Raw genomic sequence first — 15,603 nt, forward strand, 5'->3', positions numbered from 1 at the left:
CCTGCTTTAGGGTTGTCCCCCCGCCCGCCCCAGACCATAGACCGGCCGACGCCTCCCATGCGCCTTCTCATCCTGATGCTCGGCCTCGCCGGTTTCGCGAGTGCCTTTTCGCTGCGCACCACCGACCCGATGCTGACCGTCATCGCGTCGGACCTCGGCATCGGCGTGGCCGAAGCGGCCCTGCTCTCCTCCGCCTACACGCTGCCCTACGCCGCGATGCAGCTGATCCTGGGACCGGTCGGCGACGCCATCGGCAAGACGCGGCTGATCCGCCTGTCGCTGGTCGTCCTGACCATCGGCGTGGCGCTGTCGGCGGTGGCGCCCGGCTATTACAGCGTTCTGGGCTCGCGGATGCTCGCCGGCGCCTTCGCCGGGGGGATCATCCCGGCCTCCATGGCGCTGATCGGCGACCGGGTGGTCTACACGGAGCGGCAGTTCGCCATCAGCCGCTTTCTGCTGGCGGTGATCCTCGGCCAGATGTCCGGTTCCGCGGTGGCCGGCGCCCTGTCGGAGGTGGCGGGCTGGCGCACCGTCTTCGCCCTGGCCGCCGTGGTGACCGGCCTGATCGCCCTGACCGCCGCCCTCCTCCTGAAGGGCGAGCGGGAGGAGCGGCATCCCCTGTCCGTGGCCGACGCGCGGGCGCGCTACGCCTCCGTCCTGGCGAATCCGGTGTCGGTCTGGGTGTTCGCGACGGTGGCGGCGGAAGGGCTGCTGATCTTCGGCGTCTTCCCCTTCGTCGCCCCCATGCTGTCCCGCCACGGGGCGGAGGGCGCGTTCGAGGCCGGGGTGACGCTCGCCGCCTTCGCCATTGGCGGAGTCGTCTACAGCTTCATCGTGCGGCGCCTGCTCGCCACGCTCGGCCAATGGGGGATGATGGGGGCCGGTGGCTTGGTGGCCGGAGGGGCCTATCTGGCGATGCTTGCCCCGGTGCCCTGGCCGGTGGTGTCGCTGCTGTTCCTGGTCGCCGGCTTCGGCTTCTACATGCTGCACAACACCATGCAGACCCAGGCGACGGAGCTGTCGGCGACGGCGCGCGGGTCGGCGCTCGCCCTCTTCGCCTCCTCCTTCTTCCTGGGGCAGGGAATCGGGCCGGTGGTCTACGGGGCCGTCGCCCATCAGGTCGGGCTGCCCGCCCTGTTCCTGTTCGGCGGCGCGCTGACCATGCTGCTGGGCGTCGGAGCGGTGCGGCTGATCCGCCGTCCAACCTGAGAGGGCCGGCCTGACTGATATGTCAATATTTCGGATATCCCCAGATTCTGTGGATAACTCTGTTGGCGAATCGAGGGGTAACCGAAGGGAGAGGCGGCCCCTCAAGGGGTCCGGCGCAAATGCCTGAAATTTGGGCACATTAGAAAACCGCGCCGATCAAGGAGTTTTCGCGCCCGGCGCTCCGTTTCCGCCCTGGTCCGCGGCCTGCCCCGCCCCGCAACGGGAGTCAAGCGAAGGATGCGCGCGCCTGTGAACAACTTTCCTTGACAGGGTTTGCGGGCCACGGCAAAGGGCTGTTTCCGGCGCCGGGAGGGCTTGCGCGCCTTTGGTCCGCGGGGCACTCTGGCGCCATGTTCACCGTCAGCGAGAGCGAAGCCGAAACGATCCGCCGGGCCTTCCACGACCGCGGCGAATGGTCCGCCGTGGTGGAGTTGCGCCGGCTGTTCCCGGTCTTTGCCAACAACCCGGAAGCGCTGCGCTGCGTGCGCGCCATCGCCGGCTGGCAACCCCTTCCCGAGTCCGCGGCGCTCCCGCCCAAAGTGACTCCGCTTCGGCGCCGCAAGCCGGCGGAGCCACCGCTCTGACGACACTCTGCGGGCCGCCCCGTCAGGTGGCGGTGCGCGGCCCGCGGTCGCTGAGCGTGTCGGCCAGCGGCACGACCTTGCCGCTGTCGGCGACCACCTGAAGCTCCGGCACGCCGCTGCCCTGGGCGCGGCGCTCGGCCAGGAGGACCTCCAGCATCGCCTCGACCTTCGGCATGTGGACGGTCTGCTGGTCGAAAGGCATCTGGATGCCCTGCTCGCGGAACTGCTCCAGGATGCGCATGCGCAGCTCGTTGCGCACCGGGATGATGTGCTCGGTGTTGGCGACGAAGCAGCGCAGCTCGAACTCCGGCCCGCTCGGCCCGAAGTCGCGGAACATCACCACCGGCTCCGGGTTGCGCAGCACCTGGGCGTGGCCGTAGCCGATCCTCAGCAGCAGCGCGTAGACCTGCCGGGCGTCGGTGTCATAGGTGATGCGGACCTTGATCTCAATGCGGGTGGTCTTGTCCTTCAGCGTCCAGTTGACCACCGACTTGGAGATGAACTCCGAGTTCGGGATGATGACGGAAGCGCGCTGGAAGGTCTGGATCTCCGTCGCGCGCACGCTGATCCGGCGCACGGTGCCCTCCAGCCCGTTCACCACCACCCAGTCGCCCACCTTCACCGGTCGCTCGACCAGCATGATCAGGCCGGAGATGAAGTTGCTGACGACGTTCTGCAGGCCGAAACCGATACCGACCGACAGGGCGGACGCGATCATCGCGAGGCTGGACAGGTCGAGCCCCAGCGTGCCGACCGACATCAGCACCGCCATGGTGGTGCCGAGATAGCCGACACCCATGCGGATCGAGTTGCGCACGCCGTCGTCCATGTTGACGCGGCCGAGGATGCGCTCGTCGAGCTGGCGCTGGATGAAGCGGGTCACCGCGACGACGACGCCCAGCACCATCAACGCCGACATGATGTCGCCCGGCGCGATGCGCACGCCGCCCACCGTGACGCCGCTGAGGAAGCCGTCGGCCAGCCCCTTCATCTCCGACAGGGTCATGCCGGTCAGCGGCAGCAGGAAGAAGGCCGCCACGGTCAGCAGCAGCCCGTCGATCACCGTCCGCCCGGCCTGCCCCAGCATCCGCCGGCCGCGGTCGGTGGCGATGACGATGTCGCGCACCTCGGCCACCTGCCCGCTGCCGCGTTCAAGCAGGACGCACAGCAGCTCGCGCAGGACGCCGCGCGCCACCAGCAGGACGCCGCCGATGATGAGGGTGGTCAGCATCAGCTTTGACGCGTAGATCGCGCCGACCAGATAGCCGGAGCCTGCGGCGACCAGCGAGGCGAGCGCCACCGCCCCGATCAGCAGCCGCAGGCGCAGCCCAACGACCCGCGGACGGGCCGGCGGCTCCTCCGCGGCCTCCGCCTCGCTGGGCGCGGCGGCCGGCGGCAGGGTGACGTCCAGTCCGGCCCCGGGCGTCGGCTCCGGGCAGCCGCAATCGTCGGTCGCCTCGGCCTCCGGCGGCGGGGCGGCCAGCCAGAGGTGGTCGGGGTAGAGGAACAGCAGCGACACGGCGATCAGCGCCATGGTGCCGAAGCCGGTGATCGAGCGCAGCTCCGGCGGGGTGAACATGCCCTCCGACAGGGCGATGCCGGTGCCGGCCAGGGCCAGCCCGATCATGACGAGCGGGATGCGGCGGACCAGACGCCGCGCGCTGTCCGGGTCGAGGTTGGCGAGCTGCCAGGACGGATGGTCGGGCGCCAGGGTGGCGCGGGCGACGCCGGTCACCAGGAAATAGGCGGTCAGGCCGCCCGACACCCCGACCACCAGCGCGGTCAGCGGCCCGGCGTCCGCCGCGTCGCGCAGCAGCCCGACCAGGGCGCCGCTCAGCACCAGCGTCGGCACCAGCGGCACCAGGCAGCGGGCCAGCGCCTCCACCGCCATCGCCACCACGCGCTGGCGGTAGCTGGGCCGCTCCTCCAGGTCGCGGTGGCCGTAGCGGCGCAGCAGCACCCGGCGCACCGGCCAGGCGACCAGAAACAGGATGGCGGCCAGCGCGCCCAGACCGTACAGGCGGCCGCGCCACTCGTCGTCGCCCATCACGATGCCGAAGGCCCGCGCCATGCGCTCCTGCACATAGGCCGTCTGCTCGGGCAGGGCGGCCCAGGTGGCCGGCAGCAGAGGCACCGGGCCGCGCCGGACGATCTGCTCGGTGAGCTGGGTCATGCGCTGGTCGGCGGCGGTGCGCAGCAGGATGTCGGCGCGGGTGACGATCAACTCGGTCTGCTTGGTCCGCCCCTCCGCCTCGCCGATGGTCTGGGACAGGCGCTTGCGTTCCGCGGCGATCCCGGCCTCCTCCGGCGGGGCGCCCTGGGCCGGCGGCGGCCCCAGCGCGTCGAGCATGCGCTGCGCGGTGTCGCGGGCGGCGGCGGCCGCCGCCCCGGCCTCCCTGACCTCGTGCTGGATCTTCGCCAGATCGGCGCGCAGGGTCTCGTATTCGGTGTTCGCCAGATCACCACCCGCGATGCGGTTGGCCGCCCGCTCCAACGCGTTCTGCCATTGCGGGAGCTTCGTCTTGAAGTCCGCCGCGGCCTCCGCCGCCGGAGCAGCGGTCTGGGCGAAGGCTGACGGCGCGGCGGTGCCCGCGGCAAGCGCGCCGCACAGCACCAGGGCTGCCAGGAGCCGGCCGACCCGGCGACGGAAGGCGGAGGGGATCTGGATCACCGTTCGAAATCTCGTGTTGGCGAAAGGCGGCCACCCCGGCGGACCGGGAAAAGGGATACCTATACTCTTCGTCGTCACGGCAAAAGTATGGCACGCCGTGTCACCAGGATGTGACAGGGAGCGGTGGCGGGGCACATCCCACGCAGGGACCGGCAACGCCCGCCCGGTCTCCGCGGTTTCATGCGGCTGCCTTCCGATTGGGCATGGCGTGGTTGCGCGTCTTGATGATAGAGGTTGCGCATCGTCGCTTCACACGCACGTCATCATCATGGCCGGTTTGACCGACATCGACCGCACCCTGCTCCGCACCGCGCTGAAGGCCGCCAAGCGCAACGACGTCCCCTCCGTCGGGATGCCGACCGGGACGCTGGAACGGCTTCTGGAGTATCTGGCGCTCCTGGAGGGCGCGCAGGCCGGAGCGCGGGCTGAGGTCACGCAGGAATCCAACTGAACCCGCCTGCAACCAAAGCTTGGTCGGCGGCGGCCGGGCATCCAGGCCCGACGTCACATACTATTGTATGCCAACCAGCCGGTAACCGACTGATGGGTCCATTGAACGACACGTTGTGACATCGTATTCGACTCGCGACCGACGCTCGACGGCTTCTGTCAAAAGGAGTAATACTTTGGGACCCACTCCTTCAGGCGGACAATCGTTTTGTGCCAGTTTGCCACGCCGGAATGCGGTCACGCCTGTCGCGCGATCAGGCTCGTCCGCGAACACAGCCGCGGCCCCGTGGGGTTGGACGCGCGCGCCTACCTGATCCGGGTCGAGCGCCGGCTCATGCAGTTCCATTGCGGCGCTCCGCTGGGCATCCCGGCGGAGGCGCAGCCGCCCCGCGAAGCCGCCGAGTAACCGCAAGAGCGGAGCCGGGCCCTTCCCCCGGCGCTCGGCCCGGCGGTCAGTCGCGGCCGCTGGGGGTGTCCGACCGGCCGCGGTCCGGCTCGCCGCCGCGATCCCCGTCCCGGCCACGCTCCCGGCCATCACCCCCGTCCGATGCCTCGTCGCGTTCGCGCTGGCGCTGCCATTGATCGAACTTCTCGGGATCGGTCACCAGATCGATGACGGACGGCTTCCGGTTGCCGTTGTCCTGCTGTGCGGGCATGAACACCTCCATCGTTGCACCACACCTGTCCTTTTGCATCATCAACAGCGCAAAGGGCCCGGAGCACCAAGCCCCGCAAGGGGAGAACCCCGCAAGCACAGCCCTGCTCCTTTGGCGTCCGGTTTTTGACACAGCACACCCCCGGCCGAATCCTTAGCCTGCGACGACGATCAAGACACAGTCGGGGGCGGGATGCTGCGGTTGGGAACACGGGTGAGGTTTGCGGGCCAGGAGGCCCTCGTCGTCGCACGAACCCTTGCCGGTGAGCCGACCTACGACATCCGTCTGGCCGACGGCCGTCTCATCAAATACGCCGCCGAGAGCGACCTGGAACCGATCGAGGGGGAGGGGTCCGACTCCCCGCCCGCCGCGACGCGGCCATCGGGCTCTGGCGGCTCCACCACGGGGGGCATGCAGTGACCCGCGACGACTTCCCCTATTCGCTCCAGCCCTACGCCATGCCTGACGACGGCGGCGACGGGACGCAGGACAGCGACGGCTGGACGCTGGTGCTGTTCCGCGCCGCCGACGAGGCGGAGCGGCTGTGGTTCCGCGATCACGGATTCGCCATGGAGGGCCGCCGCTGGGTCCGCCACGCGCCGGCTCCGGACGACGCCGCGGACACGCCGGCCCCCGCGGACGCCTCCGACGATCCCGACATCGGAGACCGTGAATCCGACGACCGGGCGCCGACCGGTGGCGGGCCCGCGCCGGACGTCGCCGCCTGATTTTCTGCTCCGGCGTCCGCGGCCTGATCCAGTGCCGGCGCCCCTGTTCGCGGACACGCACGCCCCATGCCCGACAGCCTCGACTTCGACCGGAACGAGCTTGCCCCCCTCCGACTGGGCTCCAGTGATTTGCCGCAAGGCGATCGGGCTCAGGGCGATCGGACCCAAGGCGATCGGACCCAGGGCGATTCGCCCGCCGGCGACCCGCCTCCGGGCGATCGTCACCGGCCCGCCCCCGCCGCGACGGTTCCGCAGACCGCTTTGATCCGGCGGTTGCGCCGTGCGGCCTCGGGCAACGTCCCGGCGCCGGAAGGCGTGACGCTTCGCCAGGCACAGCAGCGCGAGGTGATGGTCGGCGCCCATCTGACCCTGAGCATCGACTGGGCGACGGAGGTGGAGGTCCGGCTGGGCGCGGAGATGGTGCGATTCGCCATCTATTGCCGCAACGCCGCCGAGTTGAACGCGACGCTGGCCCGCGATCTCGACGCCGAGGCCGCCTCGCTGGAGACCGCCCACCGCTTCGCCACGCTGCTCGGCCCACTGGACGAGCGGGTCGAGGCGATGGCCGCGGCTGAGGAGCCGCTGCCGCCCCTGCCCTCGCTGCGTGGCCCCTACTACCTGCACGAGGTCTGCACCGGCTGCAACGGCGGCGGGGTGCGCGCCTGCGGCGGCGACGGCTGCCGCGGCGGCAAGATCCGCTGCACCCACAGCGCGACGGCCGAAGCGCCGGACTGCCCGGAGTGCGGCGGACGCGGCCAGCACCGCTGCCCGGTCTGCGCGGGAGACGGCGTGGTCGCCTGCGAGTCCTGCGGCGGGGTCGGGCAGTTCACCCACATCCACCACCCTCGCCTGACCGCCCACCCCTCCTACAGCCTGACCGCCCCGCCGGACGCCCCGGCGGCTGTGCGGATGGCGCTGGAGGAGGCCGGCTTCGCCGGTTTCGCGGCGCTCGCCAACCCCGCCCCCGCCACGGTGCGCCATTCCGGCACGCAGCTCCTCTACCAGCGCAGCGGCACGCTGACGGTGGTGGCGCTGTCCTGGGAGTGCGACGGCGTGCCGTTCGAGGTGGAAACCGTCGGGCCGGACGGCGACTCCGCTCCCCTCCCCCCCTTCCTGGACACCGTTCTGGCCCCGGTTCTGGAGCGCATCGCGGCGCTGCCGCCCGCCGACGCCTTCGCCCTGGCCGGCGCCTACCGGCTGACCCGCTCGGTCGCCGAGGCGGTGCTCGACGGCCGGGAGCCGGACGCCGCGGCGATCGTCGCCGACCATGAGGGCTGCGTCAGCCCCGCCTTCGTGATGGAGTGCGCCGCCGTCCTGGCGGAGCGCTTCGCCGAGACCAGCCGCACCGCCGTGGCGCGGAGCTGGATCGCCGCGGCGGGGCTGCTCGCCCTGGTCCTGCTGCTGGTGGCGGGGGTGGACGGGCCGGCCCTGCTGACCGGCGCGACGCCCGAGCAGCCCGCCCCGGCGGCGCTGCGGCTCGGCTGGGACATCGGGCTTCCCATCATTGCCGGGCTGGGCCTGTGGATGCTGGTGCGCGGGGTGGTGCGCGGCGCGCTGGGCGCGGTCTTCGGCGGGCCGGTCCGCGCGCCGGACCAGGGCTCCTGGCCGCTCGTCCTGCTGTCCGCCGCGGCGGTGCTGCATCTCGGCCTGCTGACCTGGTGGAACGGCGGGCCGGGCTTCAGCCGCCTCAACCACCGGCTGGACGTGGAGGCGATCACCGAGGGCCGCGCGCCGATGCCCGCCCCACGCGTCCTGACGCCGGAGGAGCGAATCATGGCGGCGCAGCGGGCGCTGGCCCGGCTGGGGCGCTACGACGGGGCCATCGATGGCAAGATGGGCGAAGGCACGCGGACCGGGCTGGCCAGCCTGACCGGGCTGATCGACACGCCGCCCGGCGTGGCGCCCGAGGACCCGCTGGATCTGGCGGTGGCCATCGCCGCCGACCGGGTGGCCATCAATGTCCGGACGCCGGAGCTGCTGGTCGGGCCGGGCTGGAGCAACGCCACCCGCCTGCGGATGAGCCAGGATGACCAGGCGCAGGTCGCCGGGGCCTTTCTCGGCGCGCTCGCCGCGTCGGGCACGGAGCGGGCGTCCATGGGCCAGGAGTGGATGTCGGGCGACCGCTTGCGCTCCGGCGTGGTCACCGTGACGGGCCGCATCGCCGACCCGAAGGACCGCGGGCGCCTGTGCTTCGGACTGACCCACGTCGTGACCACCCCCGCCGGCCGGGACCCCGGGGCGCCGCTGCGCACCTGCCGGACCGCCGGAAACTGGACCCTGGAGGAATGACGGGGGATGAGGGGGAACGAGGCCCGCGTCTTGCGGGCATGAAAAAGGGGCCTGAGAAGGCCCCGATTTTCATTGTCGTCCGGCGATGCGCCGACGATAGGGATGGTGCGGTCGAGAAGACTCGAACTTCCACAGCATTTCTGCCACAGCGACCTCAACGCTGCGCGTCTACCAATTCCGCCACGACCGCAACTTCATCGTTTCAACGGAGCGGGCACAAACACCCAACCCATTGAATTAGCTTGCTTTCCTAAGCGGGACGTTACGCGGCGCCGCGTCGGATTGCAACAACTTTCTCAGGGTGCGGCCAAGCCGCCGACCAGCCGTTTCCGGCCCGCCCGCGCACCCATCGTGCGCGCCGCGCCCTGTTATCGCATTCCCGGGGGATAAGCAAGCGGGATGCACCAGCCGGACACACTCGCCGGTCGAGCGAGCGCGTCGCCACACCCTTTAGTTTTGCCACAGCAACAAGATGCCGACATTCGGGGGAAAACCCGAAAGTGAGGCCCCGCACCACACGATGATGCGGCGCAAAAATTTGGCTTCATGCGTTAACAGCGCTGTTTTCGACATTTTGTGACTCCTTTTGGCGTTTTCCGCCCGAAGCCGCGGTGCTATCGTTCGCCATCAGTTGTCCAATTGTTGGACCAAACTTCGGCGGCGCGATCATGAACGGCGTCTCAACCGTCAAGGCCATCTTCGAAGAGCTTCGCAAGGAGATCCCCGAGCGCTACCAGCCCGGCGATCTGCTTCCGAACGAACGCCTGCTGGCCGAGCGGTTCGGCGTCAGCCGCAACACGATCCGCGAAGTCATCATTTTCCTCGAAGCCTATGGCTTGGTGGAGAAGACGCAGCGCGGCCCGCGCGCCAGCAAGCCGGACATCGAAGCGATGTTCCGCATTCTCGATCAATGCTTCGACCGCAGCGTCAAGACCTGTCGGGAAGTCTTGCAGTTCCGCCGGATCATCGAGATCGGCGTGCTGCCCGAAGTGGTCCGGCACATCACCGATGCGGAGATCGACGGGCTCAACCGTCTGGCGGAAGACATGGAGCACCAGTTGACGGTGCGCGAGGCGGCGGAGGTGGACTTCCGCTTCCACGCCGCCATCGTCGCCGCATCGCGCAACTCCATGTTGCAGAAGATGTATCAGGCGATGTCTCAGCCGATGATCTATTACATGGAGATCGGCAAGAGCAACGCGGTGATCGGGCCGACCACGGTCGATTATCATCGCCAGATCATCGCAGCGCTGCGTGAGCGCTCCGTCGAGAAGGCCGTCGAGGCCAGCAACGCCCATTTCCATTTCAGCGAGAGCGTGTTCAACCAGGAAGCGCAGCCGAAGGCCGCGCCCACGCCCTGAACACGTCCGCTTCCTAAAAAAGGACATCACCTGTGAAAGCACTGATGATCGAAGGCGTGGACGTCTGCGCGATCCACGAGGTGGCCGAGCCGACCCCCGGCCCCGGCGAGGTGCTGCTGGCCATCCGCCACGTCGCCCTGTGCGGCAGCGACCTCAGCACCTTCAAGGGGCTGAACCCGCTGGTTTCCCTGCCGCGCATTCCCGGCCACGAGATCGGCGGCGAGATCGCCGCGGTCGGCGAGGGCGTTCCGGCCGAGTACACCGTGGGCCGGCGCGCCATCGTCATTCCCTACACCGCCTGCGGCACCTGCCCGTCCTGCCGCAAGGGCCGGGTCAACGCCTGCCGCAGCAACCGCACGCTCGGCGTGCAGCAGAACGGCGGTCTGGCCGAGCGCATCGTCCTGCCCTATGGCAAGCTGATCCTGAACGACACGCTGGCGCCGCGCCATCTGGCGCTGGTCGAGCCGCTGTCGGTCGGCTTCCACGCCGCGGCGCGCGGCCGCGTCGAGGCGGCCGACACCGTGCTGGTGCTGGGCTGCGGGATGATCGGCATGGGCGCCATCGCCGGCTCCGTCCATCGCGGCGCCACGGTGATCGCCGTGGACATCGGCGAGGCGAAGACCGGTCTGGCCCGCCGCTACGGCGCCGCCCACACCATCGACGCCGCCAAGGAGGACGTGTCCGCCCGCGTCCTGGAACTGACCAACGGCGACGGCGCCGACGTGGTGATCGAGGCGGTCGGCCTGCCTGCCACCTTCACCCAGGCCATCGACCTCGTGTCCTTCGCCGGCCGCGTCGTCTACATCGGCTACGCCAAGGAGCCGGTGTCCTACAAGACGCAGTTCTTCAACCTGAAGGAGCTGGACATCATGGGGTCGCGCAACGCGACCTCCGAGGATTTCCAGGCCGTCATCCGCTACCTCGAAACGCTCGACCACGCCCCCGACGACCTGATCTCCAAGGTCTTCCCCTTCGAGGAGGCCGACAAGGCCCTGCCCTACTGGGCCAAGGAGCGTGACACCACCGTCAAGGTGATGATCGAGCGCTGACCCTTCCGGCGGCGCCCGCAAGGCGCCGCCGTCATCTGAACTGCCGCGGCGGGGCGTGCCGGTCCCGCCGCCGGGTCCCGCCTTGTCGGCGGGCCTCGTCCCTGGGCCACGTCCGCAGACGGGCTCTCCGGCATCCACTATGGAGGAAATAACAATGAAGCGCTTTTTGGCGTCTGCCCTTGCCGCGTGCGTGCTGTCGATCGGTGCCGCGCCCGGCGCCATGGCCAAGACCGAGATCATGGTCGCCTACGAGAACAACCCAGGCGAGCCGCTTGACCGGGTGATGCATCACTGGGCCGACCTTCTGAAGGAGAAGAGCAAGGGCGAAGTCACCCTGAAGCTGTTCCCGAGTTCCCAGCTGGGCGCCAAGAAGGACGTGATGGAGCAGGCGATGATGGGCATGAACGTCATCACCCTGTCCGACGTCGGCTTCCTGCAGGATTACGACCCGGACCTCGGCGTTCTGTTCGGCCCGTACCTGACCGACGACCCCCAGAAGCTCTTCAAGATCTACGAGAGCGACTGGTTCAAGAAGAAGGACGAGGCGCTGCGCAAGAAGGGCGTGCACATCGTCATGTCCAACTACCTGTACGGCGTCCGCCACATCCTCGCCAAGAAGCCGATCAACACGCCCGAGGACCTCAAGGGCATGAAGATCCGCGTCCCGAACAACGTGATGCAGATCAAGACGATCGAGGCGATGGGCGCCACCGCGACGCCGATGCCGCTGGGCGAGGTCTATCCGGCCCTGACCACCGGCCTGATCGACGGCGTGGAGAACCCGATCTCCGTGCTGTACGGCGCCAAGCTGCATGAGCAGGCCAAGTATCTCAGCCTCGTCGGCTATCTGACCAACACCTCGGTGTGGGTCGGCGGCGAAGCCTTCTTCAGCAAGCTGCCGGCGGATGTCGTGAAGATGGTCCACGAGACCGGCTACGAGGCCGGCCTCTACAGCCAGAAGCTGGCCGCCGAGCAGGACGCCGAGTTCATCGAGAAGATGAAGGCGACCGGCGTCACAGTGATCCAGCCGGACCCGGCGCCGTTCCGCGAGGCCACCAAGGTCGTCTACACCCAGTTCCCCAAGTGGTCGGCCGGCCTGTACGAACAGATCCAGAAGGACCTCAAGTAAAAATAAGCAAACCCGGGCGGGGCTGCCGTCCCGCCCGGATCGTTTGGAGGATTGTGCCATGGAGTTGATCCGGCGTTTGCCATCGGTCATCGCGGGAACCGCGCTGGCCGGTCTGGTGGTGATGACCATCGTGGCGGTGTTCGCGCGCTATCTCTTCGACGCTCCGCTGCATTGGGGCGAGGAGATGTCCGGGCTTCTGATGATCTGGATCATCATGATCGGCGCCATCGTCGCCGAGCGTGACGGCCAGCATCTCGAAATCCCGCTGTTCGTGGACCTGCTGCCCACCCGCATCCGGGCGGCCGTCGATCTGGCCATTTCGGCCCTGTCGATCCTGGTTCTCGGCTATGCCGGCTGGCTCGGTTACCTGCTGGCCCAGAGCGCCCAATACAAGCTGACGGAAATTCTTCAGATCTCCTGGTTCTGGATCGACATTGCCGTTCCGGTCGGTGCGATTGGCCTCGTCGCCTATCTTCTGCATCGCTGCTTTATTGACATCATGGTGATCGTGAAGGGGGAAGCGCCATGAGCTGGCCCGTCATCATTCTTATTATGCTTTGTCTTTTCGCTTTGAATATGCGAATTTACATTGCAATTTTCTCATCGGTTCTTGTCTATTTCGTGTTCTTCAGCCCGGTTCCGGACCAGATCGCGGTGCAGCGGCTGATCGGCGCCTCGCAGAACCTGTCTCTCCTGGCGATCCCCTTCTTCATCCTGCTCGGCACGCTGATGGACCACACCGGCGTGGCGAAGCGCCTGCTGCGCGTGGCCGACCTGATGGTGGGCAAGCTCACCGGCGGCATGGCGCTGACCAACATCATGCTCAGCACGCTGCTGGGCGGCGTCAGCGCCTCCAACCTCGCCGACAGCGCCATGCTCACCCGCATGCTGGTGCCGGAAATGGAGCGCAAGGGCTACAACCGCGCCTTTGCCGCCGCCGTCACGGCGTCGGGCGCGCTGGTGACGCCGATCATCCCGCCGGGCATCGCGCTGATCATCTACGGCCTCGTCGCCGACGTCTCCATCGGCGCCATGTTCATGGCCGGCATCCTGCCCGGCATCGTCATGGCCATCATGCTGATGGGCGCCGCCTACATCGTGTCCAAGCGCAACGGCTATCCGCCGTCCCGCGACAGCTGGCCCACCGCCTCGGAGACCACCAGCGCGCTGGTCGGCGCCTGGCCGGTGCTGGTCCTGCTGGTCGCCATCATCGGCGGCATCCGCGCCAACATCTTCACCCCGACCGAAGCCGGCGCGGTGGCGGTGCTGATCGTCCTGGTGATCGGTTTCGTGATCTACCGCGAGATGCGCGTCGCCCATGTGCTGGACGCCCTGGTCGGTACCTTCAAGGCGACCTCCTCGGTCATGCTGGTCATCATGGCCTGCTCGGCCCTGGCCTGGGTGCTGTCGCTGGAGCAGGCGGCGCAGCAGCTGGCCACCTTCATCACGGCCCTGACCGACAACAAGTACGTCTTCCTGATCATCCTCAATCTGCTGCTGCTGTTCCTGGGCATGCTGATCGAGGGCAACGCGATCCTCATCGTCATGGTCCCGCTGCTGATGCCGACGGTGCACCAGCTCGGCATCGACCCGATCCATTTCGGCATCGTGGTGATCGTGAACCTCGCGGTCGGCTGTCTGACGCCGCCGGTGGGCACGGTGATGCTTCTGGTCTGCAACCTCGCCAAGGTGAAGATCTCGGACTTCATGAAGCAGTCCACCCTGCTCTTCGTGGCGCTGTTCATCTCGCTCATGCTCGTCACCTTCGTGCCGGAGCTTTCGCTGCTCCTGGCCCGCTAAAGCGAACTTTCGTTCGCTTTAGACTCATATCGCCTCATTCGCCGGCGGGCTCCGGTCGCATGTGCGACCGAGACCGCCGTCGCGGTCCAAAGCGGATCGCAATCCGCTCTAACCCCTCCTGCCGCCCTCCCGCTTCCCTCGCTTCTCCCCCAAGGGGCCTGACATGCCGAAGTACCTGAAGATCCATTCCAGCGACACCGTCGCCGTCGCCCTGGAGCCGCTGGCCCAGGGAACCGCGATCGACGGTCTGGGCGTCGTCCTGCTCGACGAGGTGCCGCAGGGCCACAAGTTCGCCGTGACCCCGCACCAGCCGGGCGACCGGGTCATCAAGTACGGCAGCGTGATCGGCCTCGCCAAGGAGGCGATCCCGGTGGGGCGGCACATCCACACCCACAACATCGGGACGGCGCTGGGCGGCCTGCAGGACTACGCCTACGCCGGACCGGCGAACGATGCGGCGCCGGCCAGGCGGGAGGCGCCGACCATCCAGGCCTTCGTCCGCGCCAACGGCGAGATCGGCGTGCGCAACGACCTGTGGATCATCCCGCTGGTCGGCTGCGTCAACGGCCTCGCCAAGAACGCGGCCAAGCGCTTTGAGAAGATGGGCCTGCTGCCCGAGGGCTCCCGCGTCATGGTGCTGGAGCATCCCTACGGCTGTTCGCAGCTCGGCGGCGACCTGGACAACACCCGCAACATCCTGCGCGACTTTGCCATCCACCCCAACGCCGGCGGCGTGCTGGTCATGGGGCTGGGCTGCGAGAACAACACCCGCGCCCTGTTCACCCAGGGCTTCGAGCATCCCGACCCGCGCCGCCTGCGCTATCTGACCACCCAGGAGGTGTCGGACGAGCTCGAGGCGTCGCTGGAAGCGATGACCGAGCTGGCCGCGGTGATGCGCGAGGACAAGCGCGAGCAGGTCGGCGCCGACCGCCTGCGCATCGGGCTGAAGTGCGGCGGCTCGGACGGCTTCTCCGGCATCACGGCGAACCCGCTGCTGGGCGCCCTGTCCGACTGGCTGTGCGGGATCGGCGGCGCCACGGTGCTGACCGAGGTGCCGGAGATGTTCGGCGCCGAACATCTGCTGATGGAGCGCGCCGAGAGCCGCGAGGTGTTCGAGGGCGTCGTCACCCTGATCAACGACTTCAAGCAGTATTTCCTCGACCACAACCAGCCGATCTACGAGAACCCGTCGCCCGGCAACAAGGCGGGCGGCATCAGCACGCTGGAGGAGAAGTCGCTGGGCTGCACCCAGAAGGCCGGCCTCTCCCCGGTGCGCGACGTCATCCGCTACGCCGAGCGCATCCGCAAGCCGGGCCTGACCCTGCTGGAGGCGCCGGGCAACGACGGCGTGGCGGTCACCGCCCTGGCCGCCGCCGGCTGCCACATCGTGCTGTTCACCACCGGCCGCGGCACGCCGCTGGGCGGCGTGGTGCCGACCATGAAGATCGCCACCAACACCGCCATGGCCGAGAAGAAGCGGCACTGGATCGACTTCAACGCCGGCCCCATCGCCGAGGCCACCGCCACGGTGGACAGCCTGCTGCCATCCTTCATCGACAGCATCCTCGCCGTCGCCAACGGCAAAGAGGCGCGCAACGAGGAGAACGACGTCCATGACCTCGTGATCTTCAAGTCCGGCGTCACGCTCTGAACCCCGCCACCTCTCAGACAAGGACG

Annotated in this window: 14 protein-coding genes and 1 tRNA gene; 12 read left to right on the forward strand and 3 right to left on the reverse strand. The window is 68.6% G+C overall.

Annotation, left to right across the window (positions count from 1 at the left end; all coding sequences use genetic code 11):
* The first annotated feature begins 57 nt into the window (after positions 1-57).
* Both FBZ83_RS02850 and FBZ83_RS02855 read left to right on the forward strand, forming a co-directional pair.
* The gene (locus FBZ83_RS02850) at positions 58-1,209 is read left to right on the forward strand and encodes an MFS transporter (RefSeq protein ID WP_145680983.1); all 1,152 of its coding nucleotides are present in this window, start codon (positions 58-60) and stop codon (positions 1,207-1,209) included.
* Positions 1,210-1,559: 350 nt separating this feature from the next.
* On the forward strand, positions 1,560-1,793 hold the full coding sequence (locus tag FBZ83_RS02855; protein WP_145680984.1) for a hypothetical protein: 234 nt from the start codon (positions 1,560-1,562) through the stop codon (positions 1,791-1,793).
* 22 nt (positions 1,794-1,815) lie between these two features.
* On the opposite strand, the gene FBZ83_RS02860 is transcribed toward FBZ83_RS02855, so the two are convergent.
* Positions 1,816-4,464, reverse strand: coding sequence for a DUF3772 domain-containing protein (locus tag FBZ83_RS02860; RefSeq protein ID WP_247888106.1), 2,649 nt, complete (start codon positions 4,462-4,464; stop codon positions 1,816-1,818).
* A gap of 268 nt (positions 4,465-4,732) precedes the next feature.
* Between FBZ83_RS02860 and FBZ83_RS02865 the strand changes: the two genes are divergently transcribed.
* Complete coding sequence (locus FBZ83_RS02865) at positions 4,733-4,915, forward strand: hypothetical protein (RefSeq protein WP_145680985.1); 183 nt, start codon at positions 4,733-4,735, stop codon at positions 4,913-4,915.
* 451 nt (positions 4,916-5,366) lie between these two features.
* Here FBZ83_RS02865 and FBZ83_RS02870 read toward each other — a convergent pair whose 3' ends face one another.
* On the reverse strand, positions 5,367-5,570 hold the full coding sequence (locus tag FBZ83_RS02870) for a hypothetical protein (RefSeq protein WP_247882965.1): 204 nt from the start codon (positions 5,568-5,570) through the stop codon (positions 5,367-5,369).
* A 213-nt stretch (positions 5,571-5,783) separates the two neighbouring features.
* Between FBZ83_RS02870 and FBZ83_RS02875 the strand changes: the two genes are divergently transcribed.
* From FBZ83_RS02875 to FBZ83_RS02890, 3 genes are all read left to right on the forward strand, one after another.
* Entirely contained in the window at positions 5,784-5,990 is a 207-nt protein-coding gene (locus FBZ83_RS02875) for a hypothetical protein (RefSeq protein WP_247888107.1), read from the forward strand.
* Positions 5,987-6,298: a hypothetical protein gene (locus FBZ83_RS02880; protein WP_145680987.1), complete on the forward strand. Its 312-nt coding sequence runs from the start codon at positions 5,987-5,989 to the stop codon at positions 6,296-6,298. The genes FBZ83_RS02875 and FBZ83_RS02880 overlap by 4 nt, the downstream gene beginning before the upstream one ends.
* A gap of 315 nt (positions 6,299-6,613) precedes the next feature.
* Complete coding sequence (locus tag FBZ83_RS02890; RefSeq protein ID WP_247888108.1) at positions 6,614-8,587, forward strand: hypothetical protein; 1,974 nt, start codon at positions 6,614-6,616, stop codon at positions 8,585-8,587.
* Between the two features lie 103 nt (positions 8,588-8,690).
* Here the strand turns inward: FBZ83_RS02890 and FBZ83_RS02895 are convergent.
* Positions 8,691-8,777: transfer RNA gene (locus FBZ83_RS02895), tRNA-Leu, on the reverse strand.
* A gap of 421 nt (positions 8,778-9,198) precedes the next feature.
* On the opposite strand from FBZ83_RS02895, the gene FBZ83_RS02900 reads away from it, so the two are divergent.
* The 6 genes from FBZ83_RS02900 (at position 9,199) to FBZ83_RS02925 (ending at position 15,577) form a co-directional block, all read left to right on the forward strand.
* Complete coding sequence (locus FBZ83_RS02900; protein ID WP_247888109.1) at positions 9,199-9,948, forward strand: FadR/GntR family transcriptional regulator; 750 nt, start codon at positions 9,199-9,201, stop codon at positions 9,946-9,948.
* 32 nt (positions 9,949-9,980) lie between these two features.
* Positions 9,981-10,997, forward strand: coding sequence for a zinc-binding alcohol dehydrogenase family protein (locus FBZ83_RS02905; RefSeq protein ID WP_247888110.1), 1,017 nt, complete (start codon positions 9,981-9,983; stop codon positions 10,995-10,997).
* Positions 10,998-11,151: 154 nt separating this feature from the next.
* Positions 11,152-12,126, forward strand: coding sequence for a C4-dicarboxylate TRAP transporter substrate-binding protein (locus FBZ83_RS02910; protein WP_145680988.1), 975 nt, complete (start codon positions 11,152-11,154; stop codon positions 12,124-12,126).
* Positions 12,127-12,184: 58 nt separating this feature from the next.
* Positions 12,185-12,655, forward strand: coding sequence for a TRAP transporter small permease (locus FBZ83_RS02915; protein ID WP_145680989.1), 471 nt, complete (start codon positions 12,185-12,187; stop codon positions 12,653-12,655).
* Positions 12,656-12,678: 23 nt separating this feature from the next.
* Positions 12,679-13,926: a TRAP transporter large permease gene (locus tag FBZ83_RS02920; protein WP_282186884.1), complete on the forward strand. Its 1,248-nt coding sequence runs from the start codon at positions 12,679-12,681 to the stop codon at positions 13,924-13,926.
* A gap of 163 nt (positions 13,927-14,089) precedes the next feature.
* Entirely contained in the window at positions 14,090-15,577 is a 1,488-nt protein-coding gene (locus FBZ83_RS02925; protein WP_145680991.1) for a UxaA family hydrolase, read from the forward strand.
* Positions 15,578-15,603: the final 26 nt, after the last annotated feature.

Source organism: Azospirillum brasilense (genome assembly GCF_007827815.1).
In the GTDB taxonomy this organism is placed as follows: domain Bacteria; phylum Pseudomonadota; class Alphaproteobacteria; order Azospirillales; family Azospirillaceae; genus Azospirillum; species Azospirillum brasilense_C.

What these genes read in the sequence shown, in the direction of transcription:
- FBZ83_RS02915 (WP_145680989.1), top strand. Translation starts at nt 12,185, where the DNA reads ATGGAGTTGATCCGGCGTTTGCCATCGGTCATCGCGGGAACCGCGCTG.
- FBZ83_RS02870 (WP_247882965.1), bottom strand. Translation starts at nt 5,570, where the DNA reads ATGCCCGCACAGCAGGACAACGGCAACCGGAAGCCGTCCGTCATCGAT.
- FBZ83_RS02850 (WP_145680983.1), top strand. Translation starts at nt 58, where the DNA reads ATGCGCCTTCTCATCCTGATGCTCGGCCTCGCCGGTTTCGCGAGTGCC.
- FBZ83_RS02920 (WP_282186884.1), top strand. Translation starts at nt 12,679, where the DNA reads ATGCTTTGTCTTTTCGCTTTGAATATGCGAATTTACATTGCAATTTTC.
- FBZ83_RS02855 (WP_145680984.1), top strand. Translation starts at nt 1,560, where the DNA reads ATGTTCACCGTCAGCGAGAGCGAAGCCGAAACGATCCGCCGGGCCTTC.
- FBZ83_RS02865 (WP_145680985.1), top strand. Translation starts at nt 4,733, where the DNA reads ATGGCCGGTTTGACCGACATCGACCGCACCCTGCTCCGCACCGCGCTG.
- FBZ83_RS02910 (WP_145680988.1), top strand. Translation starts at nt 11,152, where the DNA reads ATGAAGCGCTTTTTGGCGTCTGCCCTTGCCGCGTGCGTGCTGTCGATC.
- FBZ83_RS02925 (WP_145680991.1), top strand. Translation starts at nt 14,090, where the DNA reads ATGCCGAAGTACCTGAAGATCCATTCCAGCGACACCGTCGCCGTCGCC.